The organism is Arenibacter echinorum, assembly GCF_003259375.1.
In the GTDB taxonomy this organism is placed as follows: Bacteria; Bacteroidota; Bacteroidia; order Flavobacteriales; family Flavobacteriaceae; genus Arenibacter; species Arenibacter echinorum.
Genome location: NZ_QLLN01000002.1, coordinates 509,673 through 531,177 on the forward strand (window position 1 = coordinate 509,673; position 21,505 = coordinate 531,177).

Genomic DNA, 21,505 nt, shown 5'->3' on the forward strand with positions numbered 1-21,505 from the left:
ATGGCCTCAGCTCCTTTCTATCAAAAATACTACATTCCGTATTATCTAAGGCTAATCCATATCCAATCATAGAATCTATATAAATATATCGTATTTTTGTGCCATGGAGACACAAAGACAGAAGAAAATAGGCGGGGTTATACAAAAGGATATCGCTGATATTTTACAACGTGCTGCTACCGACGGCGGACTAAAAGGTACGCTGATTTCGGTATCCAAAGTGTCGGTCACCTCAGACCTTTCCATCGCCAAAATATATGTGAGCATTTTTCCAGCCACCAAAGGCAAAGAATTGATGGAAGGGATCAAATCCAATCAGCCAATGATCAAGCATGAACTTGCACAGCGTACTAGGCATCAGTTAAGACGGGTTCCCGAACTTTTGTTCTTCCTAGACGATTCTTTGGAATATATAGACGGCATTGAAAAATCGCTTAAGGGCGAAGAAAACCCTGTTAAGAATCCTGATCTATTGGAAAAAAGGAAAAAATCATAAGATTGAACTTCCCTTTATACATAGCAAAGCGGTACTTGCGTTCCAAGAGTAGCCAAAATGCGGTAAACATTATCAATTTTATTACCTTTTTGGTCATAGTGATTGGATCGGCAGCGCTCTTTATTGTGCTTTCCGGTTTTGCCGGCTTAAAAACCTTTAGCCTTTCCTATACCAATATGGTGGACCCTGACCTTAAGGCTTTGCCGCTAACCGGCAAATTCTTTAGCGTATCGGAATCCCAGGACCAAGCACTTCAACAACTGCAGGACGTAGCAGCCTATTCCAAGGAAATTGAGGAAAAGGTATACCTGACCCATGACCAAAAGGCCCATATTGCATATATAAAAGGTATAGATTCTACCTTTTTAAAAACTACGCCCATAGATAGTAGCCTGTACTTTTATGGCGATTGGGCCATAAACGGCTTACAAGGGGTAGCCGGACAAGGAATTGTTAATCTATTGGGATTGAGCTTCAACAATTTTCGGAGTCCGTTGGTCATTCGTGTCCCCAAACCGGGAAAGGGCCTCTTGGGCCAACGCTTGTTAAAGGACAGTTATAATGAGACCAACTTGGTCATAAGTGGTATTTACCAGATTGAGGAGGAGCTGGACAGAAAATATGTCTTCGCGGACCTGCCCATGGTACAGGCCCTCCTGGAAAAGGACAGTACCCAAATTTCCGGTATAAACTTTAAATTTAAGGACGCCGCCAATATTCCTGATCTGAGACAGCAAATTGAAGCTATTTTTCCAGGTCAGGTCGTTCTAAAAGACCGTAGGGAATTGAACAGTACCCTGCACAGAATGTTGAATACGGAAAATCTGGCCACCTATCTTATTTTTACCCTAGTGCTTATTATTGCCCTTTTTAATGTGGTGGGCGCCATCATCATGATGATTCTGGACAAGCAGCAGAACTCCAAGACCTTGTATAACTTGGGTACTACCATAAAGGCACTTCGAAAAATATACTTTGTACAGGGTATATTGGTAACGGGAATGGGCGGCCTAATCGGTGTTTTTTTGGGTTCCTTGTTAATATGGTCCCAATTGGCCTTTGGATGGTTAAAAATAACGCCTAGCCTGTCCTATCCAGTGGAATACAGCTTGATCAATGTTTTGATAGTATTGGGCACCATTATTGTCTTGGGCATAATTGCCTCCCTGATCGCCAGTAGTAGGATCAATAAAAAATTAATAGCACACTAGCTTACAAATTCGAAATCCCCAAATTTTTCCATTACCTCATCAAAAGCCTCAAAAACATCTACCGAATGGTCACTGGTGACCATCTTCATACGGTACTCCTTAAAATTGGGTATTCCTTTAAAATAATTGGTATAGTGCCTACGGGTCTCAAAAACACCCAGCTGCTCCCCTTTCCAATCTATGGCCATTTGTAAATGACGACGGGCGGCATCAACGCGTTCCTCCATGGTGGGTGGGGCGGCATGTGTACCTGTTTTAAAATAATGCTTCACCTCTTTGAAGAACCAAGGATATCCAATACTGGCACGGCCTATCATGGCACCGTCCAAGCCATATTCGTCCCTCATTTTCATAGCCATTTCAGGGCTGTCCACATCACCATTTCCAAAAATCGGAATATGCATACGCTGGTTGTTCTTTACCTCAGCAATAGGTCTCCAATCGGCTTCCCCCTTGTACATTTGTACCCGGGTTCTCCCGTGAATGGAAATAGCCTTGCAACCTACGTCTTGTAGACGCTCCGCAACCTCAACAATTTTAATGGAATCGGAATCCCATCCCAAACGGGTTTTTACCGTAATTGGCAACTTGGTATGTTCTACCATGGCCTTGGTTAAGGATACCATTAAGTCGATATCCTTCAGTATTCCGGCCCCAGCTCCTTTGCTCACCACTTTTTTTACAGGACAACCAAAATTGATATCGATAATGTCCGGGCCAGACTTTTCCACTATCTCTACAGATTGTAGCATGGACTCCAAATTGGCCCCAAAAATTTGTATCCCTACAGGACGTTCTTTTTCATAAATATCCAATTTCATGACGCTTTTGGCGGCATCTCGAATTAGGCCTTCCGAAGAGATAAATTCTGTGTACACCACATCTGCTCCCTGCTCCTTGCACAAGGCACGAAAGGGTGGGTCACTAACATCTTCCATTGGTGCAAGCAGCAACGGGAAATCCGGTAATTGAATGTCTCCTATTTTAGGCACGATTGATATCCTTTAAATTTTGGGACTGCAAAATTACTGAAAAATTCTATAATCCTAAATTTCAGGGGATAAGAATAGGTAAAAACCCGCCTATTCCCAAAAATGAACCGCTATACTTTCCTTCATTTTGATATTTTAGCATAGGCTGTCGCTTTTGCCAAATTGGATTCAACTCATAAAACCAAGCCGTAAATGGCTCAACTTTGTATAAAGCCTGAAACGAATATTACATAAGAACATTTAAATAATAAAGTAAATTAACACTGATTTTACTTCCTATTTCCCTGCCATACGAGCCAATTTTGTTTGGCATAAAAGTCAATATGCATTTAGTGCTGCAATATTTTGCCTTTTTTGTTGGGTTTCGATATTATCTCTATTTAAGAAAACGAACAACGGACAACATATCTACCAATAACCGTTTGTCCATCATTATTGGAGCCTTGTTGGGCGGTTTTTAGAGCCTGTCCCTTTCATCCGTATCTTTGGATTTGTAGTTGTCCCTAATCTTCATATTGCCAAAGTTGTACCTAAATCCAAGTGAAAACACCCTCCCGTCCGGTTTATAGATAGACGTATTATCCTGATTACCATACTTACGGGTGTTTGTTAGTTTAAACTGCTTAAGAATATCGGTAAGGCCCATGGTTATGGTTCCTTTTTTGCCCCAAATATTCTTCTTTAAGGAAATCCCCCATTCATTGTAGTATTCCTGTCTGGAATTCCCAATTATGATAGGGGAAACATAACTGTAATTAAGGCTGGCGGTTAAAGATCGGTCTTCCAGCAGGGTAAAATTGTTATTCAATTGAACCAAAAGCGTCCACTGTCCCTGGTCCAAGCTTTCTTGCGATAGAATATCGGTAAAACGCTCTGCCCCATAGTAGTAGGAAGATAGGAAATAGGTGTCCCAGAAATTGTATATTTCGTTCCTATAAATAAAATCCACTCCATAGGCCAACTCCCTATCAACATTATCCGTAATAAATCTCAATAGATTGCTTTCGTTGTCCTGAAAGGTCAACAAACGCATAATATTCCTGTGATATCTATAAAAAAGCTCAAAGGTGTAATCCCTATCATAGGTATAGGATAAAATCACCGAATTCTTAAAGGAAGGCTGCAGATTTACATTGCCTTCCACCACGGAATTATTACTTTGAAATACCTGAAAAGGATTAATCTTGTTATAGCTGGGCCTAATTATGCTTCTTTTATAACTGGCTCCGAATCTATGTTTTACATTGGGGTTAAATTGTAAAAATAGGGTAGGGAACAATTCCAAATAATGATTTCTAATTTTGTCCGTGCTTAAACTAAAATCCCCTTCTGTATCTGTATATTCCGCTCTCAGCCCAGATTTTAAAGACCAATTATTCCATTTTGCATCAAAACTGGCGTAGCCCGCAAAAATTGCTTCATCGTAAAAAAATGTTCCCTCCTCCGTAGACTCTATGCCTTCTTGGTCCCTGTCAAATCCCTCTTGGGCAATATAACTTTCAGAATCTATTAATGCATACTTTATTCCTGATTCAAAATTGGCACTCTCCCCAACCGGGGAGATAAAATCTATCTGTGCACTGTACAAATGTGTATGCTGCTGATTGAAGGTATTAAAATTGTTCTCCCCAACTATGGCCCGGTTACCATCGTAAAAATCAGTTTCCAATTCCTGATTTTTATCATAATCATAATGGGTGTAATGAACATTCACCGCCAGATTGGAGCCTTGGTCGTTCAAATTGTGTTTATAATCCAAATAAAATGCCGCGTTGATCGATTCAAATTTGCCGTTGTTCAAGGTGTAAAAACCTGAAGTACTGCCATCATTGGCGTCCAGAATTTGGGTGTCGGATAAATCCCTTGTCAAATAAGAGGGTGTTAATGTGGCAATGGAAGAAAAACTGATAGTATTATTGTCGTCAAAAGAATAATCTAAAAAGGCACTGGTATTATGTTTTTTACTTCGATAGATGACCTCCAGATCTGAAGTCCAGGTATCCCTAATTTGGCCATCCTCAATAAAATTGGTGATATCGGTAAAATTAGTTAGAATCTTGTACTGAGAATAACTATAATTAAAAGAGGCTTCCAATTGCCTACTCTTAAAAAAGTGACTAGTACCAAACATTTGCCGTGGAAATACGGCTTGACTATATTTGTTATATACGGCACCGTTATAACCAGCAATTAAATTCTTTTTCATTTTAATGTTGATCAAGGTGCCACCTTCGGCATCATATTTCGCCGGTGGTGTAGTTATTACCTCGATAGACTGTACGCCTTTTGCCGAAGTACCACTTAAAAGATTTAGTATATCCTCTGGTGGAAGATTCACTTTCTTATCGTTGATCATTATTTGAACCCCACTCTCCCCTTTCACCTTAATCTCATCGTTCATAACAAATACGGTAGGAGTACTCTTGAGAACATCCCATAAGTCTGAATCTGAAAGCGCTGTGTTCTCAATATTAAAGACCAAACGATCTACCTTTTGTTCCAATGTTGGTTTTTGGGAGACTACGACCACCTCATTCAATTCCAGGCCTTTATCATCTATATATAGTAGGCCTATGTCCAAATCGGAATTTACCTCTACCAATTTATAGTCGGAATTGCTCCCTATATAACTGGCGCGTATCAAGTATTGGTTACGGATTATATTCTTGAAAGAAAAGAAACCTTTTTCATCAGATGCGGAACCTTTAAAAAAACTGGTATCGGATACCTTAAAAAGCAGTATATTTGCAAAGGCCACCTCGGCACCATCTGTTTGTTTAACATGGCCTGAAACTTTGTATTCTTGCCCCATCACAGGGATGCAAAGTAGGAGAAAGAATAGGGTCGAAACCTTTAACATTGTCACAAACAGTGGCATATCCGTTATAAAAATTTTTAAAGTTAACTTTTTCTTAACCACTAGCAATATTTTCTTTGCTTTTTGTAGTAAAAAACCGCAATTTTAACTTCTGCCCAATTTAAGCACCCCCATTATTTATAATTTTTGTAATATACTTTTGGCTATGATCGGCCCAAGAGATTTTTGCATTAATAATCATGGATAAAGCCTATCTTTGCATTTGGTTTGATTTGCATTAACATTAAATAATATGCCGATCATGGGAAAAGGAATACTGAAACGCCTTAGTGTGGAACAAATACGCCAAGGTTAAATTCAGTATAAGTAAATCTAAGCATAGATGAAAAACATACGGAATTTCTGCATTATAGCGCATATTGATCACGGTAAAAGTACTTTGGCCGATAGGTTGTTGGAATTTACCGGTTCGGTGACCGAGCGGGAAAAACAAGATCAGCTATTGGATAGTATGGATCTTGAGCGGGAGCGTGGTATTACCATTAAGAGCCATGCAATTCAAATGGATTATGAATATGAGGGCGAAAAATATGTGCTTAATCTTATAGATACTCCGGGACATGTTGATTTTTCCTATGAAGTATCACGATCCATAGCAGCCTGCGAGGGAGCTTTGTTGATTGTAGATGCGGCACAGAGTATTCAGGCACAGACCATTTCCAATCTCTATTTAGCTTTGGAAAATGATCTGGAAATCATTCCTGTTTTAAATAAAGTTGACCTGCCAAGTGCCAACCCTGAAGAGGTTACCGATGATATAGTTGATTTATTAGGTTGCAAGCCAGAGGACGTTATTCCTGCAAGTGCTAAAACAGGCTTGGGCATCCAGGAAATCTTAACCGCAATTATAGAGCGTATTCCAGCGCCCAAGGGCAATCTGGATGAATCCCTACAAGCCCTAGTTTTCGATTCTGTATACAATCCTTTTAGAGGTGTGGAAACCTATTTTAGGGTTATTAACGGGGAAATAAAAAAGGGTCAAAAAATAAAATTTGTCGCCACAGACAAGGACTATTACGCTGATGAGGTAGGTACTCTAAAATTAGTACAGCACCCAAAACAAAGCATAAAAGCAGGAGATGTTGGCTATCTTATTACGGGGATCAAAGATGCACGGGAAGTGAAAGTGGGCGACACCATTACGGACGCCGCTAGCCCTACCAAAAATCCGATTGGAGGCTTTGAAGATGTTAAGCCGATGGTTTTTGCCGGTATATACCCCGTAGATACGGAAGATTATGAAGAACTCCGTTCTTCTATGGAAAAATTGCAATTAAATGATGCTTCCTTGGTATTTACACCAGAAAGCAGTGCCGCGCTAGGATTTGGTTTTCGTTGCGGTTTCTTGGGGATGCTTCACATGGAAATTATCCAAGAACGTTTGGAGCGAGAGTTTGATATGACGGTAATCACAACCGTGCCTAACGTAAGCTACCATGCCTTTACCCGGAAGAATCCAGACACGCCCATAATCGTTAACAATCCGTCAGATTTACCAGATCCTTCTACTTTAGATCATGTAGAGGAGCCTTATATAAAGGCCACAATTATAACCAAGGCCGATTTTGTGGGCAACGTTATGTCCTTATGTATTGATAAGAGAGGGCAGATTACTAACCAGACCTATTTGACCACGGAAAGGGTGGAATTAAATTTTGATATGCCCCTGGCAGAAATTGTATTCGATTTTTATGATAGGTTAAAAACAGTATCCAAAGGCTATGCCTCCTTTGATTATACCCCTATAGGTCTACGAACCTCCAAATTGGTGAGGGTAGACATCCTACTGAACGCTCAGCCGGTAGATGCCTTGTCTGCATTAATCCATGCAGACAACGCTGCCAACATTGGAAAAAAAATGTGCGAGAAGCTGCGCGAACTGATCCCAAGGCAACAATTTGATATTCCCATCCAAGCCGCAATCGGGGCCAAAATTATTTCCAGGGAAACCATTAAGGCACTGAGAAAAGATGTAACCGCCAAGTGTTATGGAGGTGATATCTCGCGAAAGCGGAAATTGTTGGAAAAACAAAAGAAGGGTAAAAAACGGATGCGCCAGGTTGGAAACGTAGAAATACCCCAGCAGGCATTTATGGCGGTTCTTAAATTGAACGATTAAACCTAATAGGAATAAAATAGGGGTTATGGCTTCCTTGGAGCGGTCCCCCTAATAGATATTAACATTCCTTCATGAAATCCTAACGGAATCAAGCAATTTCTCCCTTTCGTTTTACCAATAACAACCCCAAAATAGTTAGTCCGGCATTGACGGCTATATTGATAAATCCAAAGTCAAAATTATAGTTTTGGGCAAAGAAGACACTCAATAAATAGGTAAGTACAGGAGCCATCACACAAATAAGGGGTACCCATTTGTCCTTAACGGCAATCTTGGTAAACATTCCCAACATATAAAGGCCCAGTAGCGGGCCATAGGTATACCCGGCTACCTTGAAAATAAGCGAAACCACATCTCCCTTACTGTTTGCAAATAGCATAATTATTAGAAATAATACAGCCGAAAAACCAAGTAGCACCCAGTTCTTAAGTCTTTTTTTATCAGCACTGGATTTATGTGAAATATCCAAAAAATCATAGGTAAAAGAAGTGGTCAGGGCGGTCAAGGAGGAGTCTACACTGGAAAATGATGCCGCAATGATTCCCAACAAAAAACTGATTCCCGCAAAAACACCAAGGTGGTTCAAAGCCAGATCGGGAAACAGGTTATCGGTATCCAAAAGTGCACCGTTTTCTCCTACGGCCAAAGCAATTCCATTATTCTCAGCATAAATATATAATAGGATTCCCAGTCCCAAGAAGAGGAATTGCGTTATGGCCAAAATTAAACTGTAGGTCAAAGTATTCTTTTGAGCGTCCCATTGATTCTTACAGGTCAATGTCTTTTGCATCATATTCTGATCCAATCCTATCATAGCGATGGCCACAAGAATACCGGCAATAAACTGTTTGAAAAAATTATTGCTCGATTTATTTTCCCAATTAAACACTTCAAAATACTTATGCTCCGTAACCTGTTGGATAGCTCCTGAAAAAGACAGATTTAAGGACGAGGTGATGGTATAGATTGTAATTACGGCGCCCAGGACCAAGAAGGTCGTCTGCAAGGTATCTGTCCAAACAATCGTTTTTATTCCCGACTTATTGGTATATAACCAAACCAAAAGTAAGATGATGATTACCGTTATGGGAAACGGGATATTCAACTTATCAAATAACGCAAATTGAAGAATTTTTGAGGCCAATAATAGCCTCAGGGCAGCCCCAAAGGATTGTGAGACCAAAAAGAACAGCGACCCCGTCTTATACGTTTTTACGCCATACCGCTGATCCAAATAGCCATAAATGGATACCAGCCTTAATCTGTAGTACAACGGAATCAGGACAAAGGTAATGAAGAGATAGCCCACAACGTTCCCAAGAATAAATTGGTAGAAATAGAAATTGTTATTGCCTACCATTCCCGGAAGGGATACAAAGGTTACTCCTGAAAGTCCGGCACCTACCATTCCAAAGGCCACCAAAAACCACGGCGATTGCCGGTCACCCGTAAAATAAGACTCGTCACTTCTATTTCTTGAAGTGAAATACGAAATGGTCATTAACAAAACAAAATAAATGGAAATGATCGCTAAAACTAGAAGTGGATTCAATGCAGATGGATTAAATTATAACTTAAAGTATTCTTTCTATTGGTACTCTTTAACTATTAATTATTGTTGGGCTATTTTGGCAACACTCCCAAGTATTATACCGGGCCACTAATTTTTCTGTTTCTTTTCAGGCTTGTCAGCCTCCAACAACTTTCCAAGGTACACCAACTTACACCCTTCTTTAATATCTTCAAAATTTTTACTAAACGAAGAAATAATTTTCAAGTCCCCGTCCAAGGTCTTTATAAAAATTGGAACTATATCCTTATCTGCCTTGGTAATTTCTATGAGGCCCTCATAATGTTCCTTGCCTTTTAATTCCATTTCATGAATTACCGGATTACTTCTGGCGGCTTCGGTCAGGGTAATAAAATCATCGGTATGTGAAAAAAGACCTTCCGGTGGACTATTTTCAGGATCGTTCATCTCATCCGAATTTACTAGTCTAAATGAACCCTGTTCCCCAAATTCTTTCTTGAAGGTTTCTATGGCGTATTCGTTGATGTCCGAGTTACCCGTCAATGCCATTAAATATCCTACATCGTTCAATTCAATATTGTCCGTCAAGGCATCGGAATAGATGTTGGCTACAAAGGCCTCCAGACCAAGGTTTTTGGCCTTTTCTATATTGTTTTGGTTATTATCTATCAATACCACGTGCCTATTATTCTTCTTAAGATAGCTGGCTATGAGTCTGGGCACCTTGGAAGCACCTATAATGAGAATCCCTTCGGACTTCTCCAAGAATACCCCAAGTAATTTGGCCATGAACCTTGCGGTGGATGCATTAAGGAGTACGGTTCCCAAAACGATCATAAAGACCAATGGTGTAATATATTCCGCTCCAGGTTCTCCCCGCAGAATTAATTTGGAACCAAATAATGAGGCAATCCCTGCAGCAACGATCCCCCGAGGTCCGACCCAGCTTATAAACAGCTTTTCCCTAAAATTAAGCTTGGAGCCCGTAGTGCTCAAAAACACCCCCAAAGGTCTTACCACAAAAACTACAATGGCAAAGAGCAATAGTGTTTTGGAACTATACAACAATTCCAGCTCAGGTAAATTCATACTTGCCGAAAGCAAAATGAAAAGCATAGAAATTAATAGTATACTGAGCGACTCCTTAAAATAGAGCAGTTCTTTAATATTGGGCAGCTGGGTATTTCCCATGACCATCCCCATAACCACGACGGCCAGTAAACCGGATTCATGTGCAAAAAGTTCGGAAATAACAAAAACTGAAAGTACTACGGACAAGGACACCACATTTAACAAATAATGGGGTACGTAATTCTTTTTAATAGCCAAGGTCAAGGCATGTGCAAATGAGAAACCAAAGGTAAAACCTAATAAAAGCACCTTTACAAACTCCAAAAGACCGGTTTGGGTATATCCTTGACCTTCCCCGATACTGATAAACTCAAAAACCAATACCGCTACAAGGGCACCTATTGGATCTATCAAAATACCCTCCCATTTCAAAACCGCAGACAGATCCTTTTTCAAAGGAATATTTCTAAGGATAGGAGTAATTACCGTTGGCCCTGTAACAATTATGAGTGCCGAGAACAGAAAAGAGATTTGCCAAGGCAAATCAAATATAAAATGTGCCGCGGTACCTGCTAAAAAAAAGGTAACTGCACTACCTAAGGTAATCAACTTGGTGATAACTGGGCCCACTCTTTTTACCTCGGAACGTTTCAGGGTAAGTCCACCCTCAAATAAAATAACACCTATAGCAAGGGATACAAAATGGTAAAGGCTCTCCCCTAGAAACAAACCCTCGGTCTTATTCCAGATAGGTCTTATTAATTTGGTGCCGTCCTCTGTAAACAAAGTAGATATTGGTCCTACCAATAAACCTATAAGGATAAGGGGCAAAATGGCCGGTAATTTGAAGCGCCATGCCACCCACTGTGCAATGATTCCAAGAACAATTATTCCCGCTAGTTCTACCATAAAAAAATTTGAAGCAAGATAAGTTTTAATATAGAAATAATCCATCTAAGGTAAAAAAACCTTGTCTCCCCATTAAAAAATGCCAGTTTTCCACTTCGGGAAAAGGTAATTCATTTTAAAAAATACGGTAAAAACACCCTCTTTTGGGAGTAATAATAGAAAGTTCCCGGTTTCTTTGGGATTTGCCAATTTTTAGGTATTTTATCATCGGTTTCCCCATCAAAAATTTACTGCTATGGTAGAACTGAATATAGTAAACCTGTTGATGGTATTGGCCGCCGCTTGGCTAGGGGGGATTTTGGCCAAACGTATGGGTTTCCCCTCCATTTTGGGTGAGCTTATAATTGGAATCATTTTGGGTCCCGCATTGTTGGCCGTTCTGGAAACTTCAGATGACCTGAACATTTTGGCTGAAGTGGGAATACTTTTCCTTATGGCCTATATTGGAATGGAAATCAACTTTAAGGATCTGGGAAAAGCCTCATGGGCTGGTCTACTTGCGGCCATTGGTGGATTCGTGGTTCCTTTTGTCCTAGGCTATTATACCATTTTGTATTTTGGGGGTACTAATATTGCCGGACTTTTTGTGGGTATTGCTGTTGGGGTAACTTCCTTGGCCACCAAGAGTAGAATCCTTGTAGATCTAAAGCTTTTGGATACGCGAATAGCCTATGTGCTGATGGCGGGAGCCCTAATATCGGACACCTTGGCCCTTGTCATTTTTGCCGGAATTATAGGCTATGTAGAAGCGGGTAGTATTGATACCGCAGGGCTGGCCTGGGTGGCAGGGAAAGCAATTCTATTTTTCTCTATTGCCGTGTTGATAGGCATCTATTTATTTCCTCTTTTGGGTAAATTACTAACCAAGGCCAAGCTAACCAGCCGAACAATTCTCTTTACCATTTTAATTGTAATGGTGCTGGGGTTTTCCGAATTGGCAGAACTTGCCGGGTTACATGGTATTTTGGGAAGTTTTATGGCCGGACTCTTTATAAGGGATAGCGTGTTTTCTAGGCAAATTCTCAAAGACGTTTCAGCGGTCTTTCATGATATTTCCATAGGTTTTTTAGCTCCCATTTTTTTTGTTACAGCAGGCTTTCATGTTACTTTGGATGTCTTTCAGACAGACCTGGCCCTTCTGATATGTGTAATTACAGGTGCGGTGGTGGGAAAAATATTAGGGACCACGCTATTTTATTTACCCAGCGGATACGGTTGGCGGGAAGGGTTCACTATTGGTACTGGTATGAACGGAAGGGGCGCTGTGGAGATAATTATTGCAGGAATAGGTCTTCAGATGAACATTATTTCACAGGAAATATTTTCAATTTTGGTTTTTATGGCCATTTCTACTACCGTTACGGTCCCGGTATTCCTTACTTGGACCACCAATTGGCTCAAAAAACGCGGGGAACTGGTAAAACAGGACGCGAGACATGGATACCTAATACTCGGTGCAAATCCCTTGGGACTCTACATCGCCAAGCAATTGGCCGAACAGAATGAAGTAATCCTTATAGACTACAACAAGGATTTAGTGAACGAAGCTAATGCACAGGGGGTAAAAGCAATCTATGGAAACGGTCTTAGGGAGGACGCGTTTGAGGCGGCGAACGCTATTAACAAAAATACCTTTATAGCACTTACGGGCAATAGCGAGATTAATCTTCTTTCTGCACAATTGGCCTACAACTCCTTTTATATCCCGAACAGAATAGTACTTGTCTCCCCAGTTGAAAATGGGGTAGGTATAAACCTGTTGGATCATATGGATGCCTCTTCCTTGTTTGCCAACAAAACCGATATGGTACCTTGGTCCTACAAAATTACCACGAACAATTTTGAAGAAAAGAAAGATAAGATAGAAAAGGAAATCTCTACCAGAAATTGGTTTAAGCACAGTGCCAAAAATAAGGACATCCTACCCATTTTGATTCTCGATGAAAATGGCATAAAGCGACCATTTCATTACAAGGACATTATAAAATCCAAGGAAAGTGTTGTTTACCTCCAATAGCTAAACACCTATGATAAATTGCTGATAAAGTGTTAAAAAACCACTAATAAAACCAAGTTTCAAGAAATATCCCTAGTGCTTTTGTTAATTTGCACCTTCTTTACACTAGGTTTTCTATGAAATTATACCCTATTGAATCTGGAAATTTTAAGTTGGATGGAGGGGCCATGTTCGGTGTGGTACCAAAATCTATATGGAACAGGACCAATCCGGCAGATTCAAATAATATGATAGATATGGCCGCCAGATGTCTATTAATCGAAAATGGCGATCGACTTACCCTAATTGATACAGGGATGGGCAATAAACAGTCCGATAAATTTTTTGGGTATTACTATAGGTGGGGAGACCATTCTTTGGATAATTCCCTAAAAAAATACGGCTTTCACAGGGATGATATTACAGATGTTTTCCTAACCCATTTACATTTTGACCATTGTGGGGGAAGCATACAATGGAACAAGGATAGAACCGGTTATGAACCCGCTTTTAAAAATGCCGTTTTTTGGACCAATGAGGCCCATTGGCAATGGGCCACGCAACCCAATGCGCGCGAAAAGGCCTCCTTTTTAACAGAAAACTTATCGCCCATGCAAGAAAGTGGACAGTTGCGATTTGTTGAAAGGACGGAAAACCCTTTCACGGAAAAATCGGAATTGGATTTTGGAATTTTGTTTGTGGACGGACATACGGAAAAACAAATGATACCTCATATTCAGTACAAGGACAAGACTCTCGTCTTTGCAGCGGACCTACTCCCTACTGCAGGCCATATTCCACTGCCATATGTTATGGGTTATGATACAAGGCCGCTATTAACACTTTCAGAAAAAGCGATTTTTTTGGAAAAGTCCGTAAAAGACAATTACCATCTGTTTTTGGAACACGATGCCCACAACGAAATCTGTACACTACAGACAACTGACAAGGGAATACGTTTAAAAGAAATACATACATTTGCCCAGCTTTTTGAATAATATGATCAATTTTAAATTCCTTTCATGGCAAACCATGGCTGCACAGCAAGCTTTCAAGCAAAATTTCTTGGAAATGAATTTAATAAGACATTCTAATCTAACACTATAAATAAATGACACTAACATTGAACAGAACTTTTTTGGCCGTGTCGGCCTCTATTTTACTTTATGGCTGTGGCAGTACTGCCCTAGTTTCCACCCCAATTGAAAATATTGATACCCTACCCCTAAAAATATCGGAATTAACCGAGACTCAAAAAAAGAAGTGGGGACACACGGACCTGCTTACCGATACCATTCCAGGGATGAGCGTAGACAAGGCCTACGCCGAAATAATCGGGAATAAAAAAGGGGAGAAAGTAATTGTGGCCGTACTGGATTCCGGAATGGACCTTACCCATGAGGATTTAGTGGACGTACTTTGGGTCAATAAGGGAGAAATTGCAGGAAACAACAAGGATGATGACAATAATGGTTATGTAGACGATATACACGGGTACAACTTTTTAGGGGAGTCCTACAACGAGCAATTGGAAATGGCCAGAATTGTAAGCAAAAAATTGGGGGATGCCTCCCTTCAGGCCAAGGCCAAAAGCAACTTGGACAAGGATTATCAAAAAGCCCTTCAAAACAAAGGACAGTACGAACAAATATTGCAAGCAGTCCAAAATGCGGATGATGAGGTAAAGGAGCTTTTGGGGAAAGATAGCTATACCAAAAAAGACCTGACCGATATTAAAACGGAAGATGAGACCATGCAGAGAAACATAAGTATTTTAATGCAAATGTTGAGCATAAAGGATACTATTCCAGAAGTTCTTTCAGAACTTAAAGATGGTATTAAACATTTTTCAGATCAACTTAACTATAATCTAAATGTAGATTTTGATGGCAGAAAAATGGTGGGTGATGATCCTTATAATTTTGACGATAGGGACTACGGTAACGGAAATCCTAAGAACCGCGTTGATGATGAAAGTCATGGAACCCATGTTGCCGGTATTATTGCAGCAAAAAGAAATAACGGTCTTGGAGCCAACGGGGTTGCGGACAATGTAGAAATTATGAGTATCAGGGCAGTACCCAATGGAGATGAATACGACAAGGATATTGCTTTGGGAATACGTTATGCCGTGGACAACGGAGCCAAAATTATTAATGGAAGTTTTGGAAAGTCCTACTCCCCTAATGCAGAGTGGGTTTATGACGCCATTAAATACGCTGCTGATAATGATGTACTTTTTGTGCATGCCGCTGGAAATTCAGGAGAAGATCTTGATGACCCAAATAACCCTAATTTCCCCAACGATCAAATCAATAATGGGCCAGAAATGGCTAATAATGTGATTACCGTTGGCGCTTTAGCAAGCACATATGGTTCCGAAATGGTGGCCTCATTTTCCAATTATGGCCTTATAAACGTTGATATTTTTGCCCCTGGTGACGATATCTATTCCACAATGCCCAATAATGAATACGATTTTCAGGGAGGTACTTCCATGGCCGCGCCTGCTGTTGCAGGAGTTGCTGCCCTTGTTAGATCGTTTTATCCAAAATTATCAGCCTCCCAAGTAAAGGCAATATTGCTGAATTCCGGACTTACGACCAAATCGAAGGTAGTGGTTGCAGGTGATACCTCTATGGCAATGGATTTTCAAAAAATCTCCAAATCAGGTAAAATGGTAAATGCATATAATGCCTTAATTATGGCGGATGCCGTGTCCAGAGGGAAAATAAAACTATAATAGTTAAAAAAAATTCAAGGGACAGCCTATAAGCCTTGGCTGCCCTTGAACTATAAAAAATAGATTTTACAAATTGTAAGGTATGAGACATAACAAAGGACTTTTTTTTGGTTTAGTGATTGCCATAATTTGCTTAACAGCAAAATTGGAAGCTCAAAACAATACTTCCTATTGGCAACAGAACGTGGATTATTCCATGGATGTGAACGTGGATGTTGAAAAATATCAATATAGCGGAACTCAAAAATTGGTCTATACCAATAACTCCCCGGATGAACTAAGCAGAGTGTATTATCATCTTTTCTTTAATGCCTTTCAACCTGGCAGCGAGATGGACATGCGTTTACAAAGTATTGCTGATCCGGACGGTAGAATGATGGCCGACGGGAAAAGTAGGATCTCAAGCCTTAGCCCGGAAGAAATGGGATATCTTAGAGTTACTTCCCTGACACAGGACAACCAAGCAGTTTCCTTTGTTGAAGAAGGAACCATTTTGGTCGTGGAGTTAAATAAACCCATTCCCGCTGGAGGAAAAACCACCTTTGAAATGACCTTCAATGGACAAATACCTTTACAGATAAGGCGAAGCGGTAGAAACAGCAGTGAAGGGGTAGCGCTCTCTATGAGCCAGTGGTACCCGAAATTGGCGGAATACGATTTTGAAGGTTGGCACGCCGATCCCTATATTGCCCGTGAATTTCAAGGAGTATGGGGCGATTTTGATGTTAAGCTTACCTTGGACAAGAAATATGTGGTAGGCGGTACTGGATATTTACAGAATCCCGAAGAAATGGGTCATGGGTATGAAACCCCTGGATCAAAAATAAAAAAGACCAAGGGCAAAACCCTTACTTGGCATTTTAAGGCCCCAATGGTCCACGATTTTATGTGGGCTGCTGATCCAGACTACATTCATGATACCCTAAAGGTAGAAAATGGGCCAATGCTCCATTTTTTCTATAAAAACGATAAGGAAATTATAGAAAATTGGAAAAAGCTTCAGCCAAAAGCGGCCGAAGCCATGCAATTCTTCAATAAAAATATTGGCGATTATCCCTATGAACAATACTCGATAATACAAGGAGGCGATGGTGGTATGGAATACGCCATGAGTACCCTTATTACCGGGGGTAGAAATTTTGGAAGCCTGGTAGGAGTTATGGTGCATGAAATGGCACATTCCTGGTTCCAGCATGTGTTGGCGAGCAATGAGTCCAAACACGAATGGATGGATGAAGGCTTTACCACCTTTATCTCCAGTTTATGTATGGACCAGGTCATGGACCAAAAAAAGGAAAATCCCTTTGCTGGTTCCTATCAAGGATATTATAATTTGGTTGCTTCAGGTAAAGAACAACCCCAGACCACCCATTCCGATAGATATGAGCTAAATTTTGCCTATGGGGTTGCCGCCTATAGTAAAGGGGCTATTTTCCTATCGCAACTGGGCTATATCATAGGCCAGGATAAGCTTATGGAGACCCTGAGAAAATATTATCAGGACTTTAAATTTAAACACCCTACCCCAAACGATATAAAAAGAACAGCGGAAAAGGTTTCCGGGATGGAGTTGGACTGGTACCTTACAGATTGGACCCAAACGACAAACACCATAGATTACGGTATTAAGGCGGTGGAGGCAGATGGACAAAAAACCAAGGTAAGCTTGGAACGAATTGGTCTTATGCCCATGCCCATAGATATTTTGGTTCTGTACAACGATGGTACCCAAGAAACATTTTATGCTCCCTTGCGTATGATGTATGGCGAAAAAGAGAATCCATATCCTAATTTAAAAAGAACCGTATTGCAAGATTGGCCCTGGGCATATTCCAATTACGACTTTATCTTGGATAAGGAGCTCAATAACGTTAAGGCCATTGTATTGGACCCATCCCAACTAATGGCAGATGTAAATGAAGAAAACAATGTTTGGCAGGCCCAAGAATAAAAATAATTAAATTTTTAAATCCGTTTAAGATGGCTGACCATGGCTGTTTTAAACGGATTTTTTATTTCGATACCACCATGTGCCACTATACATCTTATTCTTTGCGGTGGCCTCCCTACTGGTCATTAAGATTTCATTTTTATTGATGAGCCTATTTCTATACCCCAGCAGGTGGAAAAGAGGTTTTGCCATAAATCTGGCAGTTCTTTCATTCACCAATAAGGTGCCCTTTTTCTTATCTGCCCATGAAACCCCTGGTAAAATGGGCAACAAAGCGGGCATTCTAATTTTTCTCAACAGGACGGATATCCACAAGGCCAACTTAGGTGTCTTACGAATCAAAAAAAAACCATCCTCTCCTTGGCTTTGGTACAAAGGCATAAAAATGCTGGATTTTTGCAGGGCCAATACCGCTTTATGGTTGTGTTCGGCCAATATTTTACCTTTGTTTACGACATCGAAACTCTTAAATCCGGGCAGCATATGAAATTTGTCCCCGGATACAATAGGATGTCTGTAAATAATCTCAAAAAAATTGGCGTTCTCTTGGGCCGAATTTTGAAGCTGAAGGTAATAACCTTCAAACCCTTCAACATCAACTCTTTTAAGTGCTCCACTATAGACGAGGGCCAACCACATAAAGGCTATACTATTGTCCACCGCTGCCCGCTCCGTATGCTGGCCGGATTCGAAACCAAGGGCCAAGTAGCCCTGTTCGTTGATATAACTAAGTAGGGGGCCATCTAAATACTCCTCAATCCCCAAAATTATAGGGACAGGAAAAAGCTTTGAAAATTTCCTGTTGATCAAGGCATCATTAATGGTAATAAACGGCAGGGTCTTGCTGGACGTAGTATGGAAATCTATAAAGTAAAAAGGTCCGGATTCCGTTTTCAGGATATCCGATAAGACTTGGTGAATGGATAATAATTCCCTGTCCTCGTTAAGAAGTTCATTTTCCGCTTTGGCCTTAATTTTTTCAATTTTTTCATCGGTCCATAATCGGTTTAGGTCACCATCCAAAAATCTTTTCCCGGCCAAAAGTGCCGCAACGTTGCCACGAATCCCATAGATGTTACCATTAACAGAAATTCCATTTTCCGCTATCCCTTTGAAGACTTCTTGTATTGCCTGCTCACCAGAAGGCTCATTACCGTGAATGCCCCCGAAAAATATCATGGTAGGGCCACCATTGCCACCTTTAAAATGACCAATGGTTCGGCTCCTGCCTATTTGGTCCTTCATTCTAATCATAGGTTCTTGGTTGTGATAATACCTATCAATTTCTTTCCTTGTACAACCGGCAGACAATTTATACCTTTGGATTCCATTAGGACCTTCGCCCGCTTAGTGCTTTCCTCCTCTGTTGTAGTAATCAGTTCCGTTTTCATAATATCTTTAATAGGCCCTTCAAATTTGTCCGGATTCTTTAAATACGCCTTTAGGTCTGTCCAAGTCAACAAACCAACCAGGTCCAAATCATCATTTAGAATAGGTACATGATGAATATTTTTCCACTGCATCATTTTCAACACCAATTCCGAACTATCACTATCCTGGGCAGTTACGGTATGTACGTTCATTATCTGGTACACCTTTCTCTCATTTTCGTCAATTACAAATTCATCACCTCTTGGCAATTCCCAAGCATCTACCGAATATCCTTTTTGTTGACCCTGGTACATTTTGGCCGTTAATATGGTCAGGGCATCTGGAAGCTTAAACTCCTTTCTAAGTTTTCTATAGCTTTTAATCGTCCATCGTGAACCGTTTTGAGTGGCAATCCTCCGTTCTATAATTTTCAAGTAATGCTCTGCATCTTTTGGTGCTACCCCCATACTATACAATCCATTAAAGGCCATAGGCAAGAAGTGATCCAACAATAACTGTTGACTAGAGATTAGTTGTCCATCCCAATAAAATTGAGCTGCCATACCATATCTGGCGGCATTGAAAAAATTGCTTTTGGCATCCTTAAAATCCATCTTGGTATGAATGGCATTGAATTTTTTAGGCCTTCCCATCATTACTCCCACCCACAGCATCATATTGGCAATTTCGTCCTCAGTAGTGGGTCCGGAGGGGATATATCTGTTCTCAATTCTTATATGGGGTCTTCCATTGGTAATACCATAGCAGACACGGTTCCAGGTATAGACTGTTCCGTTATGGAGTGACAGCGCCTTTAACTTTGGCATTTTTCCCTGTTTCAATTCGTTTAAACTGTCCACGTCGTTATTAGAAGTAAGTAAGCTCCTAAATCCTGTAATAGAGTCTTTAAAATAATCCACAACTGTTCCTTTTGCCCAACTATTTCCGAAGTTCACCCGAGGTTCACTTTCATTCAATAGAAAGTTACTGGCCCTGGTATCCACACTTTGGGTAAATAGGGCTATTCTGGTCTCTTCCCATAATTCCCTTCCAAAAAGCATGGGGGAGTTGGTACAAATGGACAGGATGGGCCCTGCAATGGCCTGAGACCAATTATAAGTATCCTCAAAATCATATGGGTCTATCTGCAGATGGGCTTGAAAACTGGTATTGCATCCTTCGAACAACACGGAATCATGACGAATATTCAACTCATCTACCCCTTTTATATGTATTTCTATATCATTATTTCTTATTTCCTTTATCACCTCGTTCAAAATCTTATATCGGGGAATAGGAGTCAAATATTCAAAATTCAAATGCCTTTTAGAAATGGTCGGCAAAATTCCGCACAGTATAATTTTAGTAGCAGATTCCTCCGCAACTTTATTGGCAATGGCCAATAAATGATCTAACTGCAAGTGCATTTCAGAAAAGCAGTTCCCGGATAATGGAATGGGATCCAAATTAATTTCGAGGTTATAAAGAGCCAATTCGGTGGTGAAATGTGGATCATCTATATTTTTAAGCACTTCCAAAGCCTTATTGGATGGCTGCCATGATTCATCAACCAAACAGAATTCCTGCTCGGCACCGATCCTAATTGGACTTTGTTCGAACATCTTTTTATCCTGTATCTGTTCCAAGGCCACAAGGTCTGCCAACAATTGTTTAATATACTTGGCTTTAAGTGGATTGTTCCTCAATTTTTCAACTTGCAATTCTCCCATAAATCCCTTATTTATAGTTTTGTAAAAAAGATAACCCAAGATAATGGCTAAATGGATTTTGAACTATGATGATTGTCATATCCCATAACTGTGCTTTTTATTTTACATTTACGGCCAAATGTCATTTAGCTTCCCAAAAAAAGAAAAACTAAAGAGCAAAAAACTAATTGAACAGTTGTTTGCGGAAGGGATTGGTGTTACCAATTATCCCATAAAACTTGTTTATCTTAAAACCAGCTTTGACGATGGTTCCATATGCAAGGTTGGGGTGACCGCGTCCAAAAGAAATTTTAAAAGTGCCGTAAAAAGAAATCGAATCAAAAGATTGATGCGGGAAAGCTATAGGTTGAACAAACACCTAATTTTTAACAACATAGAGAGTAACTTTGCGTTTATGTTTTTATATCTTGGTAAGGAGATGCCCTCGCAATCCAAAATAACAGATACCATGATTCCTTTGATGCGGAAATTTGTCGATGAAATTGCTAAGGCTAGCAAATAACTTAT

At 40.3% G+C, this 21,505-nt stretch carries 14 protein-coding genes; 8 read left to right on the top strand and 6 right to left on the bottom strand.

Annotated features, from left to right (window positions below):
* Positions 1-103: 103 nt before the first annotated feature.
* Positions 104-496 (top strand): 30S ribosome-binding factor RbfA, encoded by a 393-nt coding sequence (gene rbfA, locus LV92_RS06020; protein ID WP_111622736.1) that lies wholly within the window; start codon positions 104-106, stop codon positions 494-496.
* Between the two features lie 2 nt (positions 497-498).
* Complete coding sequence (locus LV92_RS06025) at positions 499-1,707, top strand: ABC transporter permease (RefSeq protein ID WP_111622737.1); 1,209 nt, start codon at positions 499-501, stop codon at positions 1,705-1,707.
* Here the strand turns inward: LV92_RS06025 and dusB are convergent.
* Entirely contained in the window at positions 1,704-2,699 is a 996-nt protein-coding gene (gene dusB, locus LV92_RS06030) for a tRNA dihydrouridine synthase DusB (RefSeq protein WP_111622738.1), read from the bottom strand. The genes LV92_RS06025 and dusB overlap by 4 nt on opposite strands.
* Positions 2,700-3,156: 457 nt before the next feature.
* Complete coding sequence (locus LV92_RS06035; protein WP_146613517.1) at positions 3,157-5,577, bottom strand: outer membrane beta-barrel family protein; 2,421 nt, start codon at positions 5,575-5,577, stop codon at positions 3,157-3,159.
* Positions 5,578-5,899: 322 nt separating this feature from the next.
* Between LV92_RS06035 and lepA the strand changes: the two genes are divergently transcribed.
* Positions 5,900-7,696 carry a translation elongation factor 4 gene (gene lepA / locus LV92_RS06040; RefSeq protein WP_111622740.1) on the top strand — a complete coding sequence of 599 codons (1,797 nt, stop codon included), beginning with the start codon at positions 5,900-5,902 and terminating at the stop codon, positions 7,694-7,696.
* An 88-nt stretch (positions 7,697-7,784) separates the two neighbouring features.
* Here the strand turns inward: lepA and LV92_RS06045 are convergent, their stop codons facing one another.
* Positions 7,785-9,248, bottom strand: a complete 1,464-nt coding sequence (locus LV92_RS06045) for a sodium:solute symporter (protein ID WP_111622741.1) — start codon at positions 9,246-9,248, stop codon at positions 7,785-7,787.
* A 108-nt stretch (positions 9,249-9,356) separates the two neighbouring features.
* Positions 9,357-11,207 carry a cation:proton antiporter gene (locus LV92_RS06050; RefSeq protein WP_111622981.1) on the bottom strand — a complete coding sequence of 617 codons (1,851 nt, stop codon included), beginning with the start codon at positions 11,205-11,207 and terminating at the stop codon, positions 9,357-9,359.
* A 235-nt stretch (positions 11,208-11,442) separates the two neighbouring features.
* On the opposite strand from LV92_RS06050, the gene LV92_RS06055 reads away from it, so the two are divergent.
* The 4 genes from LV92_RS06055 (at position 11,443) to LV92_RS06070 (ending at position 17,897) form a co-directional block, all read left to right on the top strand.
* Positions 11,443-13,224, top strand: a complete 1,782-nt coding sequence (locus LV92_RS06055) for a cation:proton antiporter (RefSeq protein ID WP_111622742.1) — start codon at positions 11,443-11,445, stop codon at positions 13,222-13,224.
* 116 nt (positions 13,225-13,340) lie between these two features.
* A complete protein-coding gene (locus tag LV92_RS06060) occupies positions 13,341-14,201 on the top strand; it encodes an MBL fold metallo-hydrolase (protein WP_111622743.1) in 861 nt (286 codons plus the stop codon).
* A 113-nt stretch (positions 14,202-14,314) separates the two neighbouring features.
* The gene (locus LV92_RS06065) at positions 14,315-15,946 is read left to right on the top strand and encodes a S8 family peptidase (protein WP_111622744.1); all 1,632 of its coding nucleotides are present in this window, start codon (positions 14,315-14,317) and stop codon (positions 15,944-15,946) included.
* An 82-nt stretch (positions 15,947-16,028) separates the two neighbouring features.
* Positions 16,029-17,897: a M1 family metallopeptidase gene (locus tag LV92_RS06070; protein ID WP_111622745.1), complete on the top strand. Its 1,869-nt coding sequence runs from the start codon at positions 16,029-16,031 to the stop codon at positions 17,895-17,897.
* 48 nt (positions 17,898-17,945) lie between these two features.
* Here the strand turns inward: LV92_RS06070 and LV92_RS06075 are convergent, their stop codons facing one another.
* Complete coding sequence (locus tag LV92_RS06075; RefSeq protein WP_111622746.1) at positions 17,946-19,151, bottom strand: succinylglutamate desuccinylase/aspartoacylase family protein; 1,206 nt, start codon at positions 19,149-19,151, stop codon at positions 17,946-17,948.
* Positions 19,148-20,998 (bottom strand): CBS domain-containing protein, encoded by a 1,851-nt coding sequence (locus tag LV92_RS06080; RefSeq protein ID WP_111622747.1) that lies wholly within the window; start codon positions 20,996-20,998, stop codon positions 19,148-19,150. Before LV92_RS06080 ends, LV92_RS06075 begins: the two co-directional genes overlap by 4 nt.
* 118 nt (positions 20,999-21,116) lie before the next feature.
* Here LV92_RS06080 and rnpA point away from each other — a divergent pair, with 118 nt between their 5' ends.
* The gene (gene rnpA, locus LV92_RS06085; RefSeq protein WP_111622748.1) at positions 21,117-21,500 is read left to right on the top strand and encodes a ribonuclease P protein component; all 384 of its coding nucleotides are present in this window, start codon (positions 21,117-21,119) and stop codon (positions 21,498-21,500) included.
* Positions 21,501-21,505: the final 5 nt, after the last annotated feature.